Origin of the sequence: Anaerostipes sp. (assembly GCF_018381315.1) — a bacterium.
Classification (GTDB): Bacteria; Bacillota; Clostridia; order Lachnospirales; family Lachnospiraceae; genus Anaerostipes.
The window spans coordinates 1-14,779 of the sequence record NZ_JAGZSD010000029.1 but is presented as its reverse complement, the minus strand read 5'-3'; the positions used below and the strand labels follow the sequence as shown (position 1 = coordinate 14,779).

Sequence of the window (14,779 nt, the reverse complement as noted above, 5' to 3'; positions counted from 1 at the left end):
AGAATTGTTTTATTGATTTTCAGGCAGTGAAACCATATAATGTAGCTTATAAATGCTTGAAAAGATCTAAGGAGGAAAAGCGTTCGTGGATAACAGACAGAAGAAACCAGATAAAAATAATAAGAACTCGATACAGATGATCATATCGATTTTAATTACATCCATTTTAGTTGCTGTCTTGTTCAATTTCGTCGTTGGAAAATGGAAGAACGGTACAGAAACCGAGATTTCCTACGGCAAATTCGTCAAGATGATTGAGAAAAAGGAAGTTAAGAAGGTAGTATTTGACAGTGATGTGATCACCGTCGTACCAAAAGAATCAGAAAATCCGCTGTATAAGACTACATACAAAGTAGTCCAGCTGCCCGTACCGGATTATCAGCTGGTGAACCGGCTGGAGAAGGCGGGAATCGAGAACTACCAGGCCAAGGCCAAGGATGGCTCAGAGATTTTGATGAGTGTTCTGATGAGTATCCTGCCGGCGATCATCATATTCGGTCTGCTGATGTTTATGATGCGCGGTAAGAGCGGGATGATGGGAGTTGGGAAGTCCAACGCCAAGGTATATGTGGAGAAAAAGACAGGTGTTACTTTTGCCGATGTTGCAGGACAGCAGGAGGCTAAGGAGTCACTGACTGAGATGGTAGATTTCCTGCACCATCCGGACCGGTATTTAAAGATCGGTGCAAAGCTTCCCAAGGGAGCACTTTTAGTAGGACCTCCGGGTACAGGTAAGACACTGCTTGCAAAGGCGGTAGCGGGAGAGGCCAACGTTCCGTTTTTCTCTCTGTCAGGCTCTGACTTTGTAGAGATGTTTGTAGGTGTAGGTGCATCCAGGGTCCGTGACTTGTTTAAGCAGGCCCAGTCCATGGCGCCATGCATTATCTTTATTGATGAGATCGATGCCATTGGAAAGAGCCGTGACAACGGCATACAGGGAGGCGGAAACGATGAGCGTGAGCAGACACTGAACCAGCTTCTCTCAGAGATGGATGGGTTTGATACATCCAAAGGACTGGTCATTCTGGCAGCCACCAACCGTCCGGAGGTGCTGGACAAAGCACTGCTTCGTCCGGGAAGATTCGACCGCCGGGTCATCGTGGAGCGCCCGGATCTAAAGGGAAGAATCGAGACATTAAAAGTCCACTCCAAGGATGTGAAGATGGATGAGAGTGTTGACTTTGAAGAGATTGCACTGGCTACATCGGGAGCCGTGGGGTCTGACCTGGCCAATATGATCAATGAGGCTGCACTGGCTGCAGTTAAAGCCGGGCGCGAGTATGTGTCACAGTCGGATCTTTTTGAGGCTGTGGAAGTGGTAATCGCAGGAAAAGAAAAGAAAGACCGTATCCTGGGCAAAGAGGAGAAGCAGATTGTCGCGTACCATGAAGTGGGACATGCGCTTGTTATGGCTCTCCAGAAGGAGTCTGAGCCGGTACAGAAGATAACGATCGTGCCGAGGACCATGGGTGCGCTGGGATATACCATGCAGAGGCCTGAGGAAGAGAAGTACCTGAACAAAAAGGATGAGATACTGGCCGATCTGGTATCTTTCTTCGGAGGGCGTGCAGCTGAGGAGATTAAGTTCCAGACAGTCACTACCGGTGCATCGAATGATATTGAGCGGGCTACGGCTATGGCAAGAGCCATGGTAACCCAGTACGGCATGTCTGAAGAGTTCGGACTTATGGGACTGGAGTCTATCAGCAACCGTTATCTGGATGGACGGCCTGTGATGAACTGTGCTGAGTCCACCGCCGCCAAGGTGGATGAAGTGGTGATGAAAATTCTTAAAGATGCCTACGCCAAGGCCCTGGAGCTGATCCGCGGAAACATGGATATTCTCGATGAAGCAGCCCAGTTCCTGATTGAAAAAGAAACGATCACCGGAAAAGAATTTATGAAGATATTTAACGAAAAGAAAGGCCTTTCTGAGAAGACAGAGGATCAGCCATCAGAAGATGAGGATACAGTCAGCGCAGATGGCGGGCCAGAGACAGCAGATACAAATGCATTGCCGGAACAGGAAAAACAGCCGGAAGATATGGAAGAAAACTCTCAGGATGTGTAAGATTCTGGACAGCCCATGTATAGATTTGACAGAATTCGGTTATAATGATACAATAAAGTTTACAGTATACAGAAGGTGTCACGAGTTCTGTATGGATAGAATGGGGTGAAAGAATGACACAAATGGATATTCAATGCATTCGAAAGTCAATTCAGGAGCGCATTGGCAGCAAAATCAAGATCAGCTCAAACAAAGGTAGACATAAGTTTGTAACTTCACAGGGAGTCATTACGGAGACATATCCGAATATTTTTCTCGTAGAGATTGAGGATGACAGCAGCAGTTCTAAGAGCAAGACTGTCAGTTTCAGTTATCAGGACGTCATCACAAAAGATGTCAGAATGATGCTGCTGGAAGGATAATATTTACCGGACACAATTTTAATCTTGAAGGAATAGATTCCTTCCTGTCTGAATATATTTGTATATACAAGACAGGGAGGAATTTTTTATGGATTTTAACAAAAAGGATTTTTATGGAATAGTAGCAAAAGAGCGAAAGCAGGTGCAGATTACAATTGACCAGGACTGCAATGTGCCGGACACAAAACCCGATATGGAAAAAATGATTCAGACCAAAGGCCTGGTGATCATGCAGGAGACGGAGATGATGGTAGACCGTATCCGTATTAAAGGAGAATTCCATTTTTCAGGACTTTATGGGACGATTGACGCCAGAACTTATTTGGAGTCCTTAGATTTCGTTCTCCCATTTGAAGAGTTTATACATATGGACGGCGCTGTGCCGACAGATTATGTGAAAGTATCTTATGTCATCGACGATATTAACACGGTGCTCATCAATTCCAGAAAGCTGAGTATAAGGATCCTTTTGACCCTGACCCTCCATGTCAACGAGGAGATCAAAGAAGAAGGCATCATCGATGTTCTCGGGGACGGAATTTCTGCCCTCAAAAAAGAGGTGCAGGTGACAGACCTGATTGTCAATAAAAAAGATATTGCCAGAATGAAGGAGGAGCTGGTGCTTCCCGCCAACAAGTCCAATATCTATGAGATTCTCTGGAGCCAGGTAGAATTGGAGAACGTACAGGGAAAATTAAAAGAACACAGCATTGACATCCAGGGAGATATGCATGTGTTTATCCTGTATTTAGGGGAAGATGAGCAGCTGCCGGTTCAGTATGCGAGATGGGAGATTCCCCTGCATACCGAGCTGGAGTGTTATGAGTGTGCTCCGGGCATGATCGGAAAGATTCATATCTCTTTGGGCAATCACCAGCTGGAGATCCGCCCGGATGTGGACGGAGAAGAAAGAGTTGTCTCTGTGGATGCCACATTGGAATGTGATATTAAGGTCTACGAGGATCAGGTTCTGTCCTATGTCGGGGACTGCTATACGATGAAAAAGACGCTGGTGCCGGAATTCAGAGATTTTTCTTTTGAATCTCTTATAGGAAAAAATCAGGCAACGATGAAGATGGCAAAACGCTTCTCTATTGAGCAGGAGCCGGGAAAACTTCTTCAGGTATTATCGGTGAAGGGAAGCTGCAATATAGACGACGTGGAGGTAAAAGAACAGGGACTCCAGGTAGAAGGTGTCTTAATGGCCGATGTGCTGTTTTTGTCCAGTGAGGACCAGAATCCTGTGATGAGCAGCTCATACATGGAACCGTTCTCTTACTTTATCGAGGCAAAGGGTCTGATGAAGGATGATGATTACCAGCTGGACGTGATGCTGGATCAGATCAGTGCAACCCCTACCGAAGGGGATGAGATCGAGATTAAGGCCAATGTGGTCTTTGATTTTATTTCATTTCACAAAAAGGCCGAACAGATCATGGTAGATGTAGCCGAACAGCCTCTGGATTATGAAGAACTGCAGAAGATTCCGGGAATTGTAGGGTATATTGTAAAGGACGGCGATACTCTGTGGTCTATTGCAAAACGTTATTTCACTACGGTGGATGATATCCGCGACCAAAATGAAGGGGTGGAAGAAGTCAAGCCGGGAGATAAACTGCTGATTGTCAAAGAAATTGGATGGAATTGATAAATAAGATTGCATTTTTATAGGAACAATACTATAATGTTCTGTATACAATACAATGCTTCAATGGCAGAAGACAGTGAGGAGTACAGATGAAGAAGATAGTTCTGAAAGCTTACGGCAAGGTGAATTTAGGGCTGGATGTAATAAGGCGGAGAGATGACGGGTATCATGAAGTGAGGATGGTCATGCAGACAGTGGGTCTTTTTGACCGGCTGGAGCTTAAAAAAACCGCCGGGGATTCCATCAAACTTTCCGCCAATCTTAAGTTTCTTCCGGTCAACGAACAGAATCTGGTCTACCAGGCTATTGCGGCAGTAAAGGAGAAATATGCGCTGAGAGGCGGAGTGGAGGCGTATCTGGAGAAGAGAATTCCTATTGCTGCAGGTATGGCAGGAGGCAGTTCCAACTGTGCAGCAGCATTGAGAGGGATGAATGAGCTTTTTGACCTGGGGATTCCGGAAAGCGGACTCTGTGAGATCGGAGCCGGACTGGGAGCAGATGTCCCGTACTGTGTCATAGGAGGGACCGCTTTAGCCGAGGGAATCGGAGAAAAGCTGACAAAGCTTCCGCCCATGCCGGACTGTCACATTCTGATCGCCAAACCCGGCATCAGTGTCTCCACAAAAGCTGTGTATGAGAACCTGGATGTGCCGGGGCTTGCATCGCATCCGGATATCGGCGGCATGGTTTCTGCCATAGAGCATCAGGATCTGCAGGGGATCACCGGCCGAATGGAAAATGTACTGGAGACAGTGACGGTTCCAAGATATCCTGTGATTGATGAAATTAAAAGCTTTCTGATGGAGCAGGGGGCGGAAAATGCCCTCATGAGCGGAAGCGGACCGACGGTTTTCGGAATTTTTGTTTCAGAGGACAAAGCGCGGGCAGCACTTTCCAATCTCAAATCATTTGAAGATGTGAAGCAGGCTTATGTGGTGCCGCCGGTCAATAGAGAATCATAATTGGAGGGAACGAAAGATGAGCAGTGATAAATTAAAAGTAAATGTCAATGAATATCTGCCTCTCAGGGATGTGGTATTCAATACACTCAGACAGGCGATTATTACCGGAGAGTTTGTGCCCGGAGAACGCCTGATGGAGATCGCTCTGGCAAATCGTCTGGGAGTCAGCCGTACACCGGTCAGGGAAGCGATCCGCAAGCTGGAGCTTGAAGGACTGGTTGTTATGATCCCGAGAAAAGGGGCAGAGGTAGCCAGAATCACAGAAAAGGACTTAAGAGATGTGCTGGAAGTGAGAAGTTCTCTGGAAGAGCTGGCGGCAGGCCTTGCCACGGACCGGCTGGACGATGAAGCAAGAGAAAAGATCAGTGCCGCTCTTGAAAATTTCAGAGAAGCTATCACAACAGGCGACAATCCAAAGATTGCGGACTGTGATGTGGAATTTCATGATGCCGTATTTGAGGCAACCCAAAATAAAAGGCTGATCCAGATTATCAATAATTTAAGGGAGCAGATTTACCGTTACCGTCTGGAATATGTTAAGGATACGGAATACCACGCAGTGCTTCTGAAAGAACATGAGGAGCTGGTAGATGCCATGTTCGGCGGCAACAAAACAGCTGCCCAGGAGATCATGAAGCGTCACATTGACAATCAGGAAGAAACTGTGATCAAAAAGATCCAGGAAGAAGAAAAGAAAGCTTAAAAGGTTTTACACGGAACTCTGTGCGTACGCATAGAGTTCTTTTTTTTGCCCATACTACTTTAAAAAGGTGGTGTGAAAATGGACCGATTTCATGACAGAGATCACAGGATGAAGGGCAGGATATCCAAAAATCTGGAACAAAATATTGCTTATCTGGAAGCGGTGTTTGCTGACTGCAACGATATTGTAAAGAAAAAGTTTTATGTCGGAAAGAGAAAGAACACCGGCATGTATGTAATTTATACCGACGGGCTTTCCAAGGCTGATATGATTCAGGAAAATGTGCTGGAACCTCTTCTCAGGGAGCCGCTTCAGCCATTGAAGGAATCCGTGGTATCGTGGGTTATCGAAAGTGCAGACCGGAAAATGATTGCTACTATGGACGAAGCGGTCACGGCAGTCCTGTCGGGAGACACTGTCCTGTTTTTTGACGGGATGGAGCAGGCTATTTTTATATCCAGCAAGTTCTTTCCCACAAGAGGAGTGCAGGAGGCTGACAGAGAAGTAGCGATGATCGGCCCGAAGGACAGTTTTAATGAGAGCCTTCGGACTAACACGGCGCTGATCCGCAGAAGAGTCAGAGATACAAGAATGAAGGTAATTCAGATCAGGATCGGGACAAGAAGCAAAACAGACGTGGCTTTGATGTATATAGAAGATCTGGCCAGGGATGATATTGTAAGAGAGATAAGAAAGCAGCTGGATGAACTGAAGATTGACGGCATTTTTGACAGCGGAATGCTGGAGCAGCTTATGGAGAAGGATACAAAGACACCGTTTCCCCAGTACCAGCTGACTCAGAGGCCGGACAAGGCTGCCAGCGGGCTTATGGAAGGGCGGGTAGTTCTGGTGGTGGACAACTCACCGGAGGTAATCATTCTGCCTGTGACATTAAATATTTTCTTTCAGGCCAGCGACGATTATTACAATCGGTGGGAGGTAGCTACTTTTGCGAGGATTCTCAGATATCTGTCCTCCTTTATTGCTATTGGGCTGCCTGGATTCTATATTGCCATTGCAAATTTCCATCCGGAAATTCTGCCCACACCGTTTATGCTGTCCATTGTGTCGGCCAGGGAAGGCGTGCCGTTCCCTGTAGTCATCGAAGTTCTGCTTCTTGAACTGGCTTTTGAGCTTTTAAGGGAGGCGGGAATCCGGCTTCCGGGACAGCTGGGCGGAACCATTGGCATCGTCGGCGGCCTGATTGTGGGCCAGGCGGCAGTGGATGCAAATATTGTCAGCACCATTGTGGTAATTGTGGTTGCATTTACGGCCATTGCGTCATTTTCCATACCTAACGAAAGCTTTGCCGGAGTATTCCGGCTGCTCCGGTTTTCCATTATGATTGTCTGTGCCATATGGGGTCTTTACGGATTTTTCCTGGGCTTCTTAGCCATAGCCATTCATTTGATGAAGCTCACCAGTTATGGTATCCCATATTTGTTTCCGACCGTTTCTGCAACGGTGGAAGAGACAGATCCCTGGGAAGATTATCTTGTGCGGATGCCGATCAGAAAGATGATTTTCAGGCCATGGTTTACAAAAGACGGGGCAAAAAAGAGGCAGGGAAGGAGACAGGATCATGTGGACAGAAAATCTTGAAATTTCTAAAAAACAGGGAAGCAGAATCTTCCTTCTTGAAACATTCTGCGGAGTGGGAATGTTTCTGCCCCAGGCAGCAGTCTTAAAATCAGGACAAATCGGTCTCTATACGGTGATCCTGGGAGCCCTGGCAGCAGCCTTCTATCCCTGGCTGGTTCAGAAAACGGAGGGTTCTCTGACCATGGAAGAGGTCTTAAACAGGCACAGGGTCATCTCGTTTCTTTACTATGTAAGATTTTTTATGAATGCAGCATTTTTTTACGGCTATATGCTGATTTTAGCGAGAACCTTTCTCCTTCCATATATGAACATTTACTGGATCGGCCTGCCCGTGGTGTTTCTGGCATTCAGAATGAACGGAGAAGGCCTGGATGACAGGGGAAGGGTCATGGAAGGATTATTCTGGTTTATCCTGGTTCCGTTTATCTTTATTCTCCTTCTCAGCATGACAGAATTTTCGGTAAAGCCTTTTTTAATCCGGCAGTTTGAACCGGACAATCTGGCAGTGGGAGGACTCTATATCCTGGCTCTGTTCCACCCCATGGAGCTGGTCTGGTTTTATCAGGGGCATATGAAGGAAAAGGGAATGAAGAAGGGGACACTTCTTGGAATGATTCTTTTGTCAGCGGGAGTCTTTGCAGCCACAGCGGGAAGTCTTGGGCTCACTATGATCAAGAGAGACCCGTTTCCGGTCATTTCAATGGCACAGAATGTAGCTATGCCGGGAGGCATCATGGCAAGGCTGGATATTTTCCTGATTGCCTTTTGGATTGTGGGGGTGTTCTGTGTGCTGAGCGGTTATCTGTTTTATGGAAACTGGAGCTTTGAAAAAGCTTTTCCGGGAAAAAAGAAATGGGGAAGATGGATCTCCTACGGAGGGCTGTTTTTGATCTCAGGAATACTGATCCCGGCCATTCGCTTTTGGGAAAACTTTATTTCTGTGTTCCTGTTTGGAAATCTTCTGCTGGGGATTGCCATTCCGGCAGTCCTGTTCTGGATAGAGCGGAGAGGAGGCACCCATGAAGAAGATCATTAGTTTTCTGCTGGCTGTCTGTATATGTGCCGGGTTCACAGGCTGTAAAGAGGCAGGAGATATTGAGGACAGCAGCTATGTGCTGGCTATGGGAATAGAAAAGACAGAACACGGCTATCTGATTGATTATTCCTGTGCGGACTTTACAAAGGCCCAGGATAACCAGGGGACAAAAGTGCCGTCCAAGTCCGCTGTGTATTCAGGAAAATCCCTGGATGACATCAACCGGAAGTTTGAGCGCTCCCAGCCGAAGAAATTAAATTTCGGACATTTAAAGGTTGTTGTATTTACCGGCGGACAAATGGATGATACTATGATAGAAGAACTTTTAAATCGTTCGGATATTGCCAAATCTGTTCTGGTTCTGAAAAGCCAAAAGACGTTAAAGGACTTATTTGCTGTTGAAAAAGACCTGCCTGTCTCTTTCGGAGAATACATGGCAAAAGGCATTGAAAGTTCTCCGAAAGTGAAAAAGCCCAAGGATCTGACCCTTGGCAGAATTTACGGCAGGAAGTGACAGAATTCAGTCTTGACTTGTCTGGTGTGAAATGATAAGATGGAACCATTCACACATAATATAGTAGAAAATATAAAGTTTAAACACAAGATGTTGTGTTTTTTACAAATAATAGCGATGAGCCTCTGCCTGCGGTGTCTCCTGCGTAATGCGGGATATGCCGCAGGCAGGACAATGCTTTGGGAACAGTCAGGGAGGAGCAAATATGATACGGGTTATTAAAAAAGACGGCACAAGAGAAGACTTCAATATACAGAAAGTGGTCACTGCGGTAAATAAATCAGCATACCGCGCACTTGTGAAATTTACGGAGGAAGAGCTGGAAGAGATATGCAGGTTTGTCACCGCAAGAGTGGACGAGCTTAAAAAATCAGAAGTACATATTACGGAAATGCATAATGTGGTGGAAGGTGCCCTGGAAAGGGTCAATCCGGATGTGGCAAAAAGCTACCGGGATTACCGGAACTATAAGCAGGATTTTGTGGAAATGCTGGATGATGTCTATAAAAAGAGCCAGTCCATTATGTATATCGGAGATAAAGAAAACAGCAATACGGACAGTGCTCTTGTATCCACTAAAAGAAGCCTGATCTTTAATGAACTGAATAAATCCCTGTATCAAAAGTTTTTTCTCACTACGGAAGAGATCCAGGCCTGCCGGGACGGATACATCTATATTCATGATATGTCAGCCAGAAGAGATACGATGAACTGCTGTCTGTTTGATGTAGATGCCGTATTAAAAGGCGGTTTTGAGATGGGAAATTTATGGTATAATGAACCTAAGACATTGGACGTGGCGTTTGATGTCATCGGAGATATTGTGCTGAGCGCTGCGAGCCAGCAGTACGGCGGGTTTACAGTGCCGAATATTGAACTGATTCTGGAGCCGTATGCTGAGAAGTCCTATGAGAAAGGGATTGAAAAGTATGAATCGCTGGGGCTTTCCAGAGAGAGGGCAGAGGAAGAATCCTTAAAGGATGTGCAGAAAGAGTTCTGCCAGGGCTTTCAGGGACTGGAATACAAGTTTAACAGTGTGTCATCAAGCAGGGGAGATTATCCGTTTATTACCGTGACCGCAGGGACGGGAACCGGACGTTTTGCTAAAATGGCGTCTATCACCATGCTGGATGTCAGGAGAAAAGGACAGGGGAAAAAGGGACATAAAAAACCGGTGCTGTTCCCGAAGATCGTTTTTCTATATGATGAGAACCTGCACGGACCGGGAGGAGAGCTTGAGGATGTATTTGAAGCAGGCATCCGCTGTTCAAGCAAAACCATGTACCCTGACTGGCTGAGCCTTACAGGGGAAGGTTATGTGCCGGACATGTACAAGAGGTACGGAAAGATCGTCAGTCCCATGGGATGCCGGGCCTTCTTATCGCCATGGTATGAAAAGGGAGGGGCAAGTCCTCTGGATGAAAAGGACGAGCCGGTTTTTGTGGGAAGGTTCAATATCGGAGCCGTGAGCCTGCATCTGCCGATGATCTATGCCAAGGCAAAGCAGGAGAGCAAAGACTTTTACCAGGTGCTGGACTACTATCTGAATCTGATCAGAGAGCTTCATATCAGGACATACGATTATCTGGGAGAGATGAAGGCGTCTACCAATCCTCTGGCGTACTGCGAGGGAGGATTTTTAGGAGGACACCTGGGGCTTCATGACAAGATCAAGCCGCTGCTTAAATCTGCCACTGCATCCTTCGGCATTACAGCTCTCAATGAACTGCAGCAGCTTCATAATAAAAAGTCCATCGCACAGGACGGGGCATTTGCCCTGGAGGTCCTTGAATATATCAACGAACAGGTGGCAAGGTTTAAACAAGAAGACGGACATCTGTATGCCATTTACGGCACGCCGGCAGAGAACCTCTGCGGACTTCAGGTAAAACAGTTCAGGAAAAAATACGGAGTTATTGAGAACGTATCTGATAAAGAGTATGTGAGCAATTCCTTTCACTGCCATGTGTCAGAAGAACTGACTCCGATTGAGAAACAGAATCTGGAAGGACGTTTCTGGGAAAAATGCAACGGCGGAAAGATCCAGTATGTGAAGTATCCGATCAGCTATAACAAAGATGCTGTCAGGACGCTGGTGAGGCGTGCTATGGATCTGGGATACTATGAAGGGGTAAATCTTTCTCTGTCATACTGTGATGACTGCGGACACGAAGAACTGGAAATGGAAGTGTGCCCGGTCTGCGGAAGCAGTAATCTAACCAAGATCGACCGGATGAACGGGTATCTCTCATACTCCAGGGTAAAAGGAGACACAAGACTGAATGATGCCAAGATGGCGGAGATTGCCGACAGGGTATCAATGTAGGAAGGATGATGACAATGGTTTATGTTGGAGTGGTACTTTTAATCATAGGAACAGGGTTCCTGATTCAGCCGGCTGTCATGCAGGTTATGAAAAAACGCCGGTATTCTGTCAAAGTGAAGGCAGTCTGCTCGGGGCAGAAACCATTTGTAAATTATCTGAACTTAAAAATGAGCAATCCGGTTTTTACCTATACATATGAAGGAAAGCAGTACAGTTCTGTACTGAGGATGTACAAATACACAGAAAAACGAGTATTTAAGGAAGGACAGGAGGCAGAAGCGCTCCTGAATCCTTCAAAGCCGGATGAGGTTTATATACCGCAGCCGTTTACTGCCCTGCTGGGGACAGAGCGGCTTCTGCCGTTTCTTTTGTTTGCGGCGGCGGGACTGTGGATGATATTAGCATAGAGAGGGAAGATATGAGGTATCATAATATTACGAAGGACGATATGTTAAACGGGGACGGGCTGAGAACGGTCCTGTGGGTGGCAGGCTGCACCCATGAGTGCCGGAATTGTCATAACCCTGTGACCTGGGATGTCCAGGGAGGCATTGAATTTGACCAGACGGCTAAAGAAGAACTGTTTGAGGCGCTGGACAAAGACTATATCAGCGGACTGACCTTAAGCGGGGGAGATCCTCTGCATCCGGAGAACCGCGGGCCGGTGGAGAAATTGATTCTTGAGGCCAAAGAAAGATTTCCGGACAAAACAATCTGGATGTATACCGGATTCCTGTGGGAGGAAGTCTGTATGCTGGATTCGGTAAGGAATGTGGACGTGCTTGTGGACGGGCCATTTGTAGAAGAATTAAAAGACACTGCCCTTCACTGGAAAGGAAGTTCAAACCAGCAGGTAATCGATGTAAAAAAATCTCTGCAACAAAAGAAAAAAGTGCTCTACATAAGAGAAAACAAGGCTTGACGTCCTGCCTCTTCCGTGATACAATGTGTAAGCTAGACTTTAGCGTTGGAAGAGGTCTTTTTTTTATGCCTTATTTTAAAAACAATGGAGGTGGAAGTTGTGCGCACAAAAATCACATTAGAATGTACAGAATGTAAACAGCGTAATTACGATATGATGAAGGATAAGAAAACACATCCGGAACGTATGGAAACAAAAAAATACTGTAAGTTCTGTAAAAAACACACATTACACAAAGAAACTAAGTAATGCACGTTTATTTAAGGAAGTGAGAACATGAAGAATACCAGCAAATCAAGCAAAACCAGCTGGTTCAAAGAATTGAAATCAGAATTCGGAAGAATCATCTGGCCTTCTAAAGAACGCATTGCCAAAGAAACCGGCGTCGTGGTCGTGTGTGCTATTATCATTGGTATTATTATTGCTGTTCTGGATTTGGGACTTCAATATGGAATAAAGATGTTAGTAGGGTAAAGGTAAGGAGAGCATATGACAGAAACAAATTGGTATGTAGTTCATACCTATTCCGGATACGAAAACAAAGTAAAAGCAAATATTGAAAAGACGATCGAGAACCGTAAGCTTCAAGATCAGATTTTAGAGGTCCGGGTACCGCTTCAGGACGTAACGGAACTGAAGAACGGTGTGAAGAAACAGGTTTCCAAGAAGATGTTCCCAGGATACGTGCTGATCCACATGGTTATGAATGACGACACATGGTATGTTGTCAGAAATACCAGAGGTGTGACAGGATTCGTAGGGCCTGGATCCAAACCGGTTCCATTGACCCCGGCTGAGATGCGGCCTTTGGGAATCAGTGTCGGCGGTACAAACGAAGAAACGCCTAAGAAGGAAAAAATTGATATTGATGTTGAAGTAGGGGATATCATTGTTGTTACTTCCGGTGCTTGGGAAGGTACGACAAGTGCAGTTACCACAGTTAATGAGCACAAACAGACAGTTACCATCGAGGTGGAAATGTTTGGACGTGCCACATCAGTAGAGATTGATTTCTTAGATATCAAAAAAGCAGAGTAAATAACAAGACCTCTGCACGTAACAAGGTGGGAGGGATATCTCCCGTAATTACCACAATCATCAGGAGGTTAACGATTATGGCAAAGAAAGTAGAAGGATATATTAAACTTCAGATTCCGGCAGGAAAGGCAACACCAGCACCGCCAGTAGGACCGGCACTTGGTCAGCACGGTGTAAATATCGTACAGTTCACAAAGGAATTTAATGCAAAGACAGCAGATCAGGGAGACCTGTTGATTCCTGTTGTGATCACAGTATACCAGGACAGAAGTTTCAGCTTTGTGACAAAGACTCCTCCGGCAGCAGTTTTATTAAAGAAAGCCTGCAAGATCCAGTCCGGATCCGGAGAGCCGAACAGAAAGAAAGTCGCAACAGTATCCAAAGCAGATTTACAGCAGATTGCTGAGACAAAGATGAAAGATTTAAATGCTGCATCTATTGAAGCTGCAATGAGCATGATTGCAGGAACAGCAAGAAGCATGGGAATCGAAGTAGAGGAGTAGGCATTGAACACTTAAGGAGGTCAAGCCAAAGGCGCAGGCCGAGTTTAGTGTGAAAGCCGTTACCGAGACTCAGCGAGAGCGAGCCAAAGGCGAAGTTCGAGCGCTAGTCGAGTGTAACCTCTTTTAAGCTATCAGAAAGTGGGAGGGTTGCTCCCGATATGACCACAGGAGGTATTTTAAGAATGAAAAAAGGAAAAAGATATGCAGAGGCTGCCAAGTTAGTAGACAGAACTAAGCTTTACGATGTACAGGAAGCAGTATCTGTAGTAAAACAGGCGGCAAATGCCAAATTTGATGAGACAATTGAAGCACATCTCCGTCTCGGAGTAGACGGACGCCAGGCTGACCAGCAGATCCGTGGAGCAGTTGTACTGCCTCATGGTACTGGTAAAAAAGTACGTGTCCTTGTATTTGCTAAAGATGCAAAAGCAGAAGAAGCAAAGGCAGCAGGAGCAGAATTTGTCGGAGGAGAAGAACTGATTCCGAAGATCCAGAAAGAAAACTGGTTTGATTTTGACGTTGTTGTTGCAACACCGGATATGATGGGTATTGTAGGACGTTTAGGACGTGACCTCGGACCGAAAGGTTTAATGCCGAACCCGAAAGCCGGTACTGTAACTATGGATGTGACAAAAGCTATCGAAGATATCAAAGCTGGTAAGATCGAATACAGACTGGACAAGAACAACATCATTCATGTACCAGTAGGTAAGGCTTCTTTTACAGAAGAACAGTTAGCGGACAACTTCCAGACGTTAATAGATGCTATTATTAAAGCAAAACCGTCAGCAGCAAAAGGTCAGTATTTCAAGAATGTGACTATCACATCTACAATGGGACCTGGTGTCAAGGTTGACGCAGCTAAGTTTGCTTAAACAGAATAGTTAAAGTTATGACAAACCCCTCTAAACTTATAGAGGGGTTTTTAAATATTGTGACATTTTGACCAGTTCTTCGGCTTGCTGTCTCAGGGATGTAAGATTTTCTAACTTGCAGCAAAGCTTCTCCGGCGGCCCGTTCGGAACTCACTTCGTTCAAACAGCCTCACTGCGCTTTGCGCACCGCCTCCGAATCTTTGCTTCAAGAAGAAAA

The 14,779-nt window shown here is 45.8% G+C and carries 16 protein-coding genes; all 16 read left to right on the top strand.

All coding sequences use genetic code 11. The features are described 5' to 3' along the window. Nucleotides 1-85: 85 nt before the first annotated feature. The 16 genes from ftsH to rplA all read left to right on the top strand — a co-directional run bounded on the left by ftsH (nucleotide 86) and on the right by rplA (nucleotide 14,562). A complete protein-coding gene (gene ftsH / locus KH180_RS15725) occupies nucleotides 86-2,071 on the top strand; it encodes an ATP-dependent zinc metalloprotease FtsH (protein ID WP_290762068.1) in 1,986 nt (661 codons plus the stop codon). Nucleotides 2,072-2,184: 113 nt separating this feature from the next. Further along, nucleotides 2,185-2,433, top strand: coding sequence for a Veg family protein (locus tag KH180_RS15720; RefSeq protein ID WP_137330099.1), 249 nt, complete (start codon nucleotides 2,185-2,187; stop codon nucleotides 2,431-2,433). A gap of 88 nt (nucleotides 2,434-2,521) precedes the next feature. Next, a complete protein-coding gene (locus KH180_RS15715; RefSeq protein ID WP_290762065.1) occupies nucleotides 2,522-4,081 on the top strand; it encodes a DUF3794 and LysM peptidoglycan-binding domain-containing protein in 1,560 nt (519 codons plus the stop codon). A gap of 89 nt (nucleotides 4,082-4,170) precedes the next feature. Then, on the top strand, nucleotides 4,171-5,043 hold the full coding sequence (gene ispE, locus KH180_RS15710) for a 4-(cytidine 5'-diphospho)-2-C-methyl-D-erythritol kinase (RefSeq protein WP_290762063.1): 873 nt from the start codon (nucleotides 4,171-4,173) through the stop codon (nucleotides 5,041-5,043). Nucleotides 5,044-5,059: 16 nt separating this feature from the next. Then, a complete protein-coding gene (locus tag KH180_RS15705) occupies nucleotides 5,060-5,746 on the top strand; it encodes a GntR family transcriptional regulator (protein WP_290762060.1) in 687 nt (228 codons plus the stop codon). A gap of 78 nt (nucleotides 5,747-5,824) precedes the next feature. Beyond that, the gene (locus tag KH180_RS15700) at nucleotides 5,825-7,348 is read left to right on the top strand and encodes a spore germination protein (RefSeq protein WP_290762057.1); all 1,524 of its coding nucleotides are present in this window, start codon (nucleotides 5,825-5,827) and stop codon (nucleotides 7,346-7,348) included. Further along, nucleotides 7,329-8,384 (top strand): GerAB/ArcD/ProY family transporter, encoded by a 1,056-nt coding sequence (locus KH180_RS15695; RefSeq protein ID WP_290762054.1) that lies wholly within the window; start codon nucleotides 7,329-7,331, stop codon nucleotides 8,382-8,384. The genes KH180_RS15700 and KH180_RS15695 overlap by 20 nt, the downstream gene beginning before the upstream one ends. Next, complete coding sequence (locus KH180_RS15690) at nucleotides 8,368-8,898, top strand: Ger(x)C family spore germination protein (RefSeq protein WP_290762051.1); 531 nt, start codon at nucleotides 8,368-8,370, stop codon at nucleotides 8,896-8,898. Before KH180_RS15695 ends, KH180_RS15690 begins: the two co-directional genes overlap by 17 nt. Nucleotides 8,899-9,103: 205 nt before the next feature. Further along, the gene (gene nrdD / locus KH180_RS15685; RefSeq protein ID WP_290762048.1) at nucleotides 9,104-11,224 is read left to right on the top strand and encodes an anaerobic ribonucleoside-triphosphate reductase; all 2,121 of its coding nucleotides are present in this window, start codon (nucleotides 9,104-9,106) and stop codon (nucleotides 11,222-11,224) included. Nucleotides 11,225-11,238: 14 nt separating this feature from the next. Next, nucleotides 11,239-11,631 (top strand): hypothetical protein, encoded by a 393-nt coding sequence (locus KH180_RS15680; protein ID WP_290762046.1) that lies wholly within the window; start codon nucleotides 11,239-11,241, stop codon nucleotides 11,629-11,631. Nucleotides 11,632-11,642: 11 nt separating this feature from the next. Beyond that, nucleotides 11,643-12,146 (top strand): anaerobic ribonucleoside-triphosphate reductase activating protein, encoded by a 504-nt coding sequence (gene nrdG / locus KH180_RS15675; RefSeq protein WP_290762044.1) that lies wholly within the window; start codon nucleotides 11,643-11,645, stop codon nucleotides 12,144-12,146. A gap of 84 nt (nucleotides 12,147-12,230) precedes the next feature. Continuing rightward, complete coding sequence (gene rpmG, locus KH180_RS15670; RefSeq protein WP_288231468.1) at nucleotides 12,231-12,395, top strand: 50S ribosomal protein L33; 165 nt, start codon at nucleotides 12,231-12,233, stop codon at nucleotides 12,393-12,395. A 27-nt stretch (nucleotides 12,396-12,422) separates the two neighbouring features. Continuing rightward, entirely contained in the window at nucleotides 12,423-12,620 is a 198-nt protein-coding gene (gene secE, locus KH180_RS15665) for a preprotein translocase subunit SecE (protein ID WP_006568182.1), read from the top strand. Nucleotides 12,621-12,635: 15 nt separating this feature from the next. After that, nucleotides 12,636-13,184 (top strand): transcription termination/antitermination protein NusG, encoded by a 549-nt coding sequence (nusG, locus tag KH180_RS15660; RefSeq protein ID WP_137330088.1) that lies wholly within the window; start codon nucleotides 12,636-12,638, stop codon nucleotides 13,182-13,184. A gap of 77 nt (nucleotides 13,185-13,261) precedes the next feature. Further along, nucleotides 13,262-13,687 carry a 50S ribosomal protein L11 gene (gene rplK / locus KH180_RS15655; protein ID WP_006568184.1) on the top strand — a complete coding sequence of 142 codons (426 nt, stop codon included), beginning with the start codon at nucleotides 13,262-13,264 and terminating at the stop codon, nucleotides 13,685-13,687. A gap of 182 nt (nucleotides 13,688-13,869) precedes the next feature. Next, on the top strand, nucleotides 13,870-14,562 hold the full coding sequence (gene rplA / locus KH180_RS15650) for a 50S ribosomal protein L1 (RefSeq protein ID WP_290762038.1): 693 nt from the start codon (nucleotides 13,870-13,872) through the stop codon (nucleotides 14,560-14,562). Nucleotides 14,563-14,779 lie beyond the last annotated feature (217 nt).

Coding starts and splice junctions, on each gene's coding strand:
- rplK (WP_006568184.1), top strand. CDS start 13,262: ATGGCAAAGAAAGTAGAAGGATATATTAAACTTCAGATTCCGGCAGGA.
- KH180_RS15705 (WP_290762060.1), top strand. CDS start 5,060: ATGAGCAGTGATAAATTAAAAGTAAATGTCAATGAATATCTGCCTCTC.
- rplA (WP_290762038.1), top strand. CDS start 13,870: ATGAAAAAAGGAAAAAGATATGCAGAGGCTGCCAAGTTAGTAGACAGA.
- KH180_RS15700 (WP_290762057.1), top strand. CDS start 5,825: ATGGACCGATTTCATGACAGAGATCACAGGATGAAGGGCAGGATATCC.
- KH180_RS15720 (WP_137330099.1), top strand. CDS start 2,185: ATGACACAAATGGATATTCAATGCATTCGAAAGTCAATTCAGGAGCGC.
- secE (WP_006568182.1), top strand. CDS start 12,423: ATGAAGAATACCAGCAAATCAAGCAAAACCAGCTGGTTCAAAGAATTG.
- KH180_RS15695 (WP_290762054.1), top strand. CDS start 7,329: ATGTGGACAGAAAATCTTGAAATTTCTAAAAAACAGGGAAGCAGAATC.
- nrdG (WP_290762044.1), top strand. CDS start 11,643: ATGAGGTATCATAATATTACGAAGGACGATATGTTAAACGGGGACGGG.
- KH180_RS15680 (WP_290762046.1), top strand. CDS start 11,239: ATGGTTTATGTTGGAGTGGTACTTTTAATCATAGGAACAGGGTTCCTG.
- nrdD (WP_290762048.1), top strand. CDS start 9,104: ATGATACGGGTTATTAAAAAAGACGGCACAAGAGAAGACTTCAATATA.
- nusG (WP_137330088.1), top strand. CDS start 12,636: ATGACAGAAACAAATTGGTATGTAGTTCATACCTATTCCGGATACGAA.
- ispE (WP_290762063.1), top strand. CDS start 4,171: ATGAAGAAGATAGTTCTGAAAGCTTACGGCAAGGTGAATTTAGGGCTG.
- KH180_RS15690 (WP_290762051.1), top strand. CDS start 8,368: ATGAAGAAGATCATTAGTTTTCTGCTGGCTGTCTGTATATGTGCCGGG.
- KH180_RS15715 (WP_290762065.1), top strand. CDS start 2,522: ATGGATTTTAACAAAAAGGATTTTTATGGAATAGTAGCAAAAGAGCGA.
- rpmG (WP_288231468.1), top strand. CDS start 12,231: ATGGAGGTGGAAGTTGTGCGCACAAAAATCACATTAGAATGTACAGAA.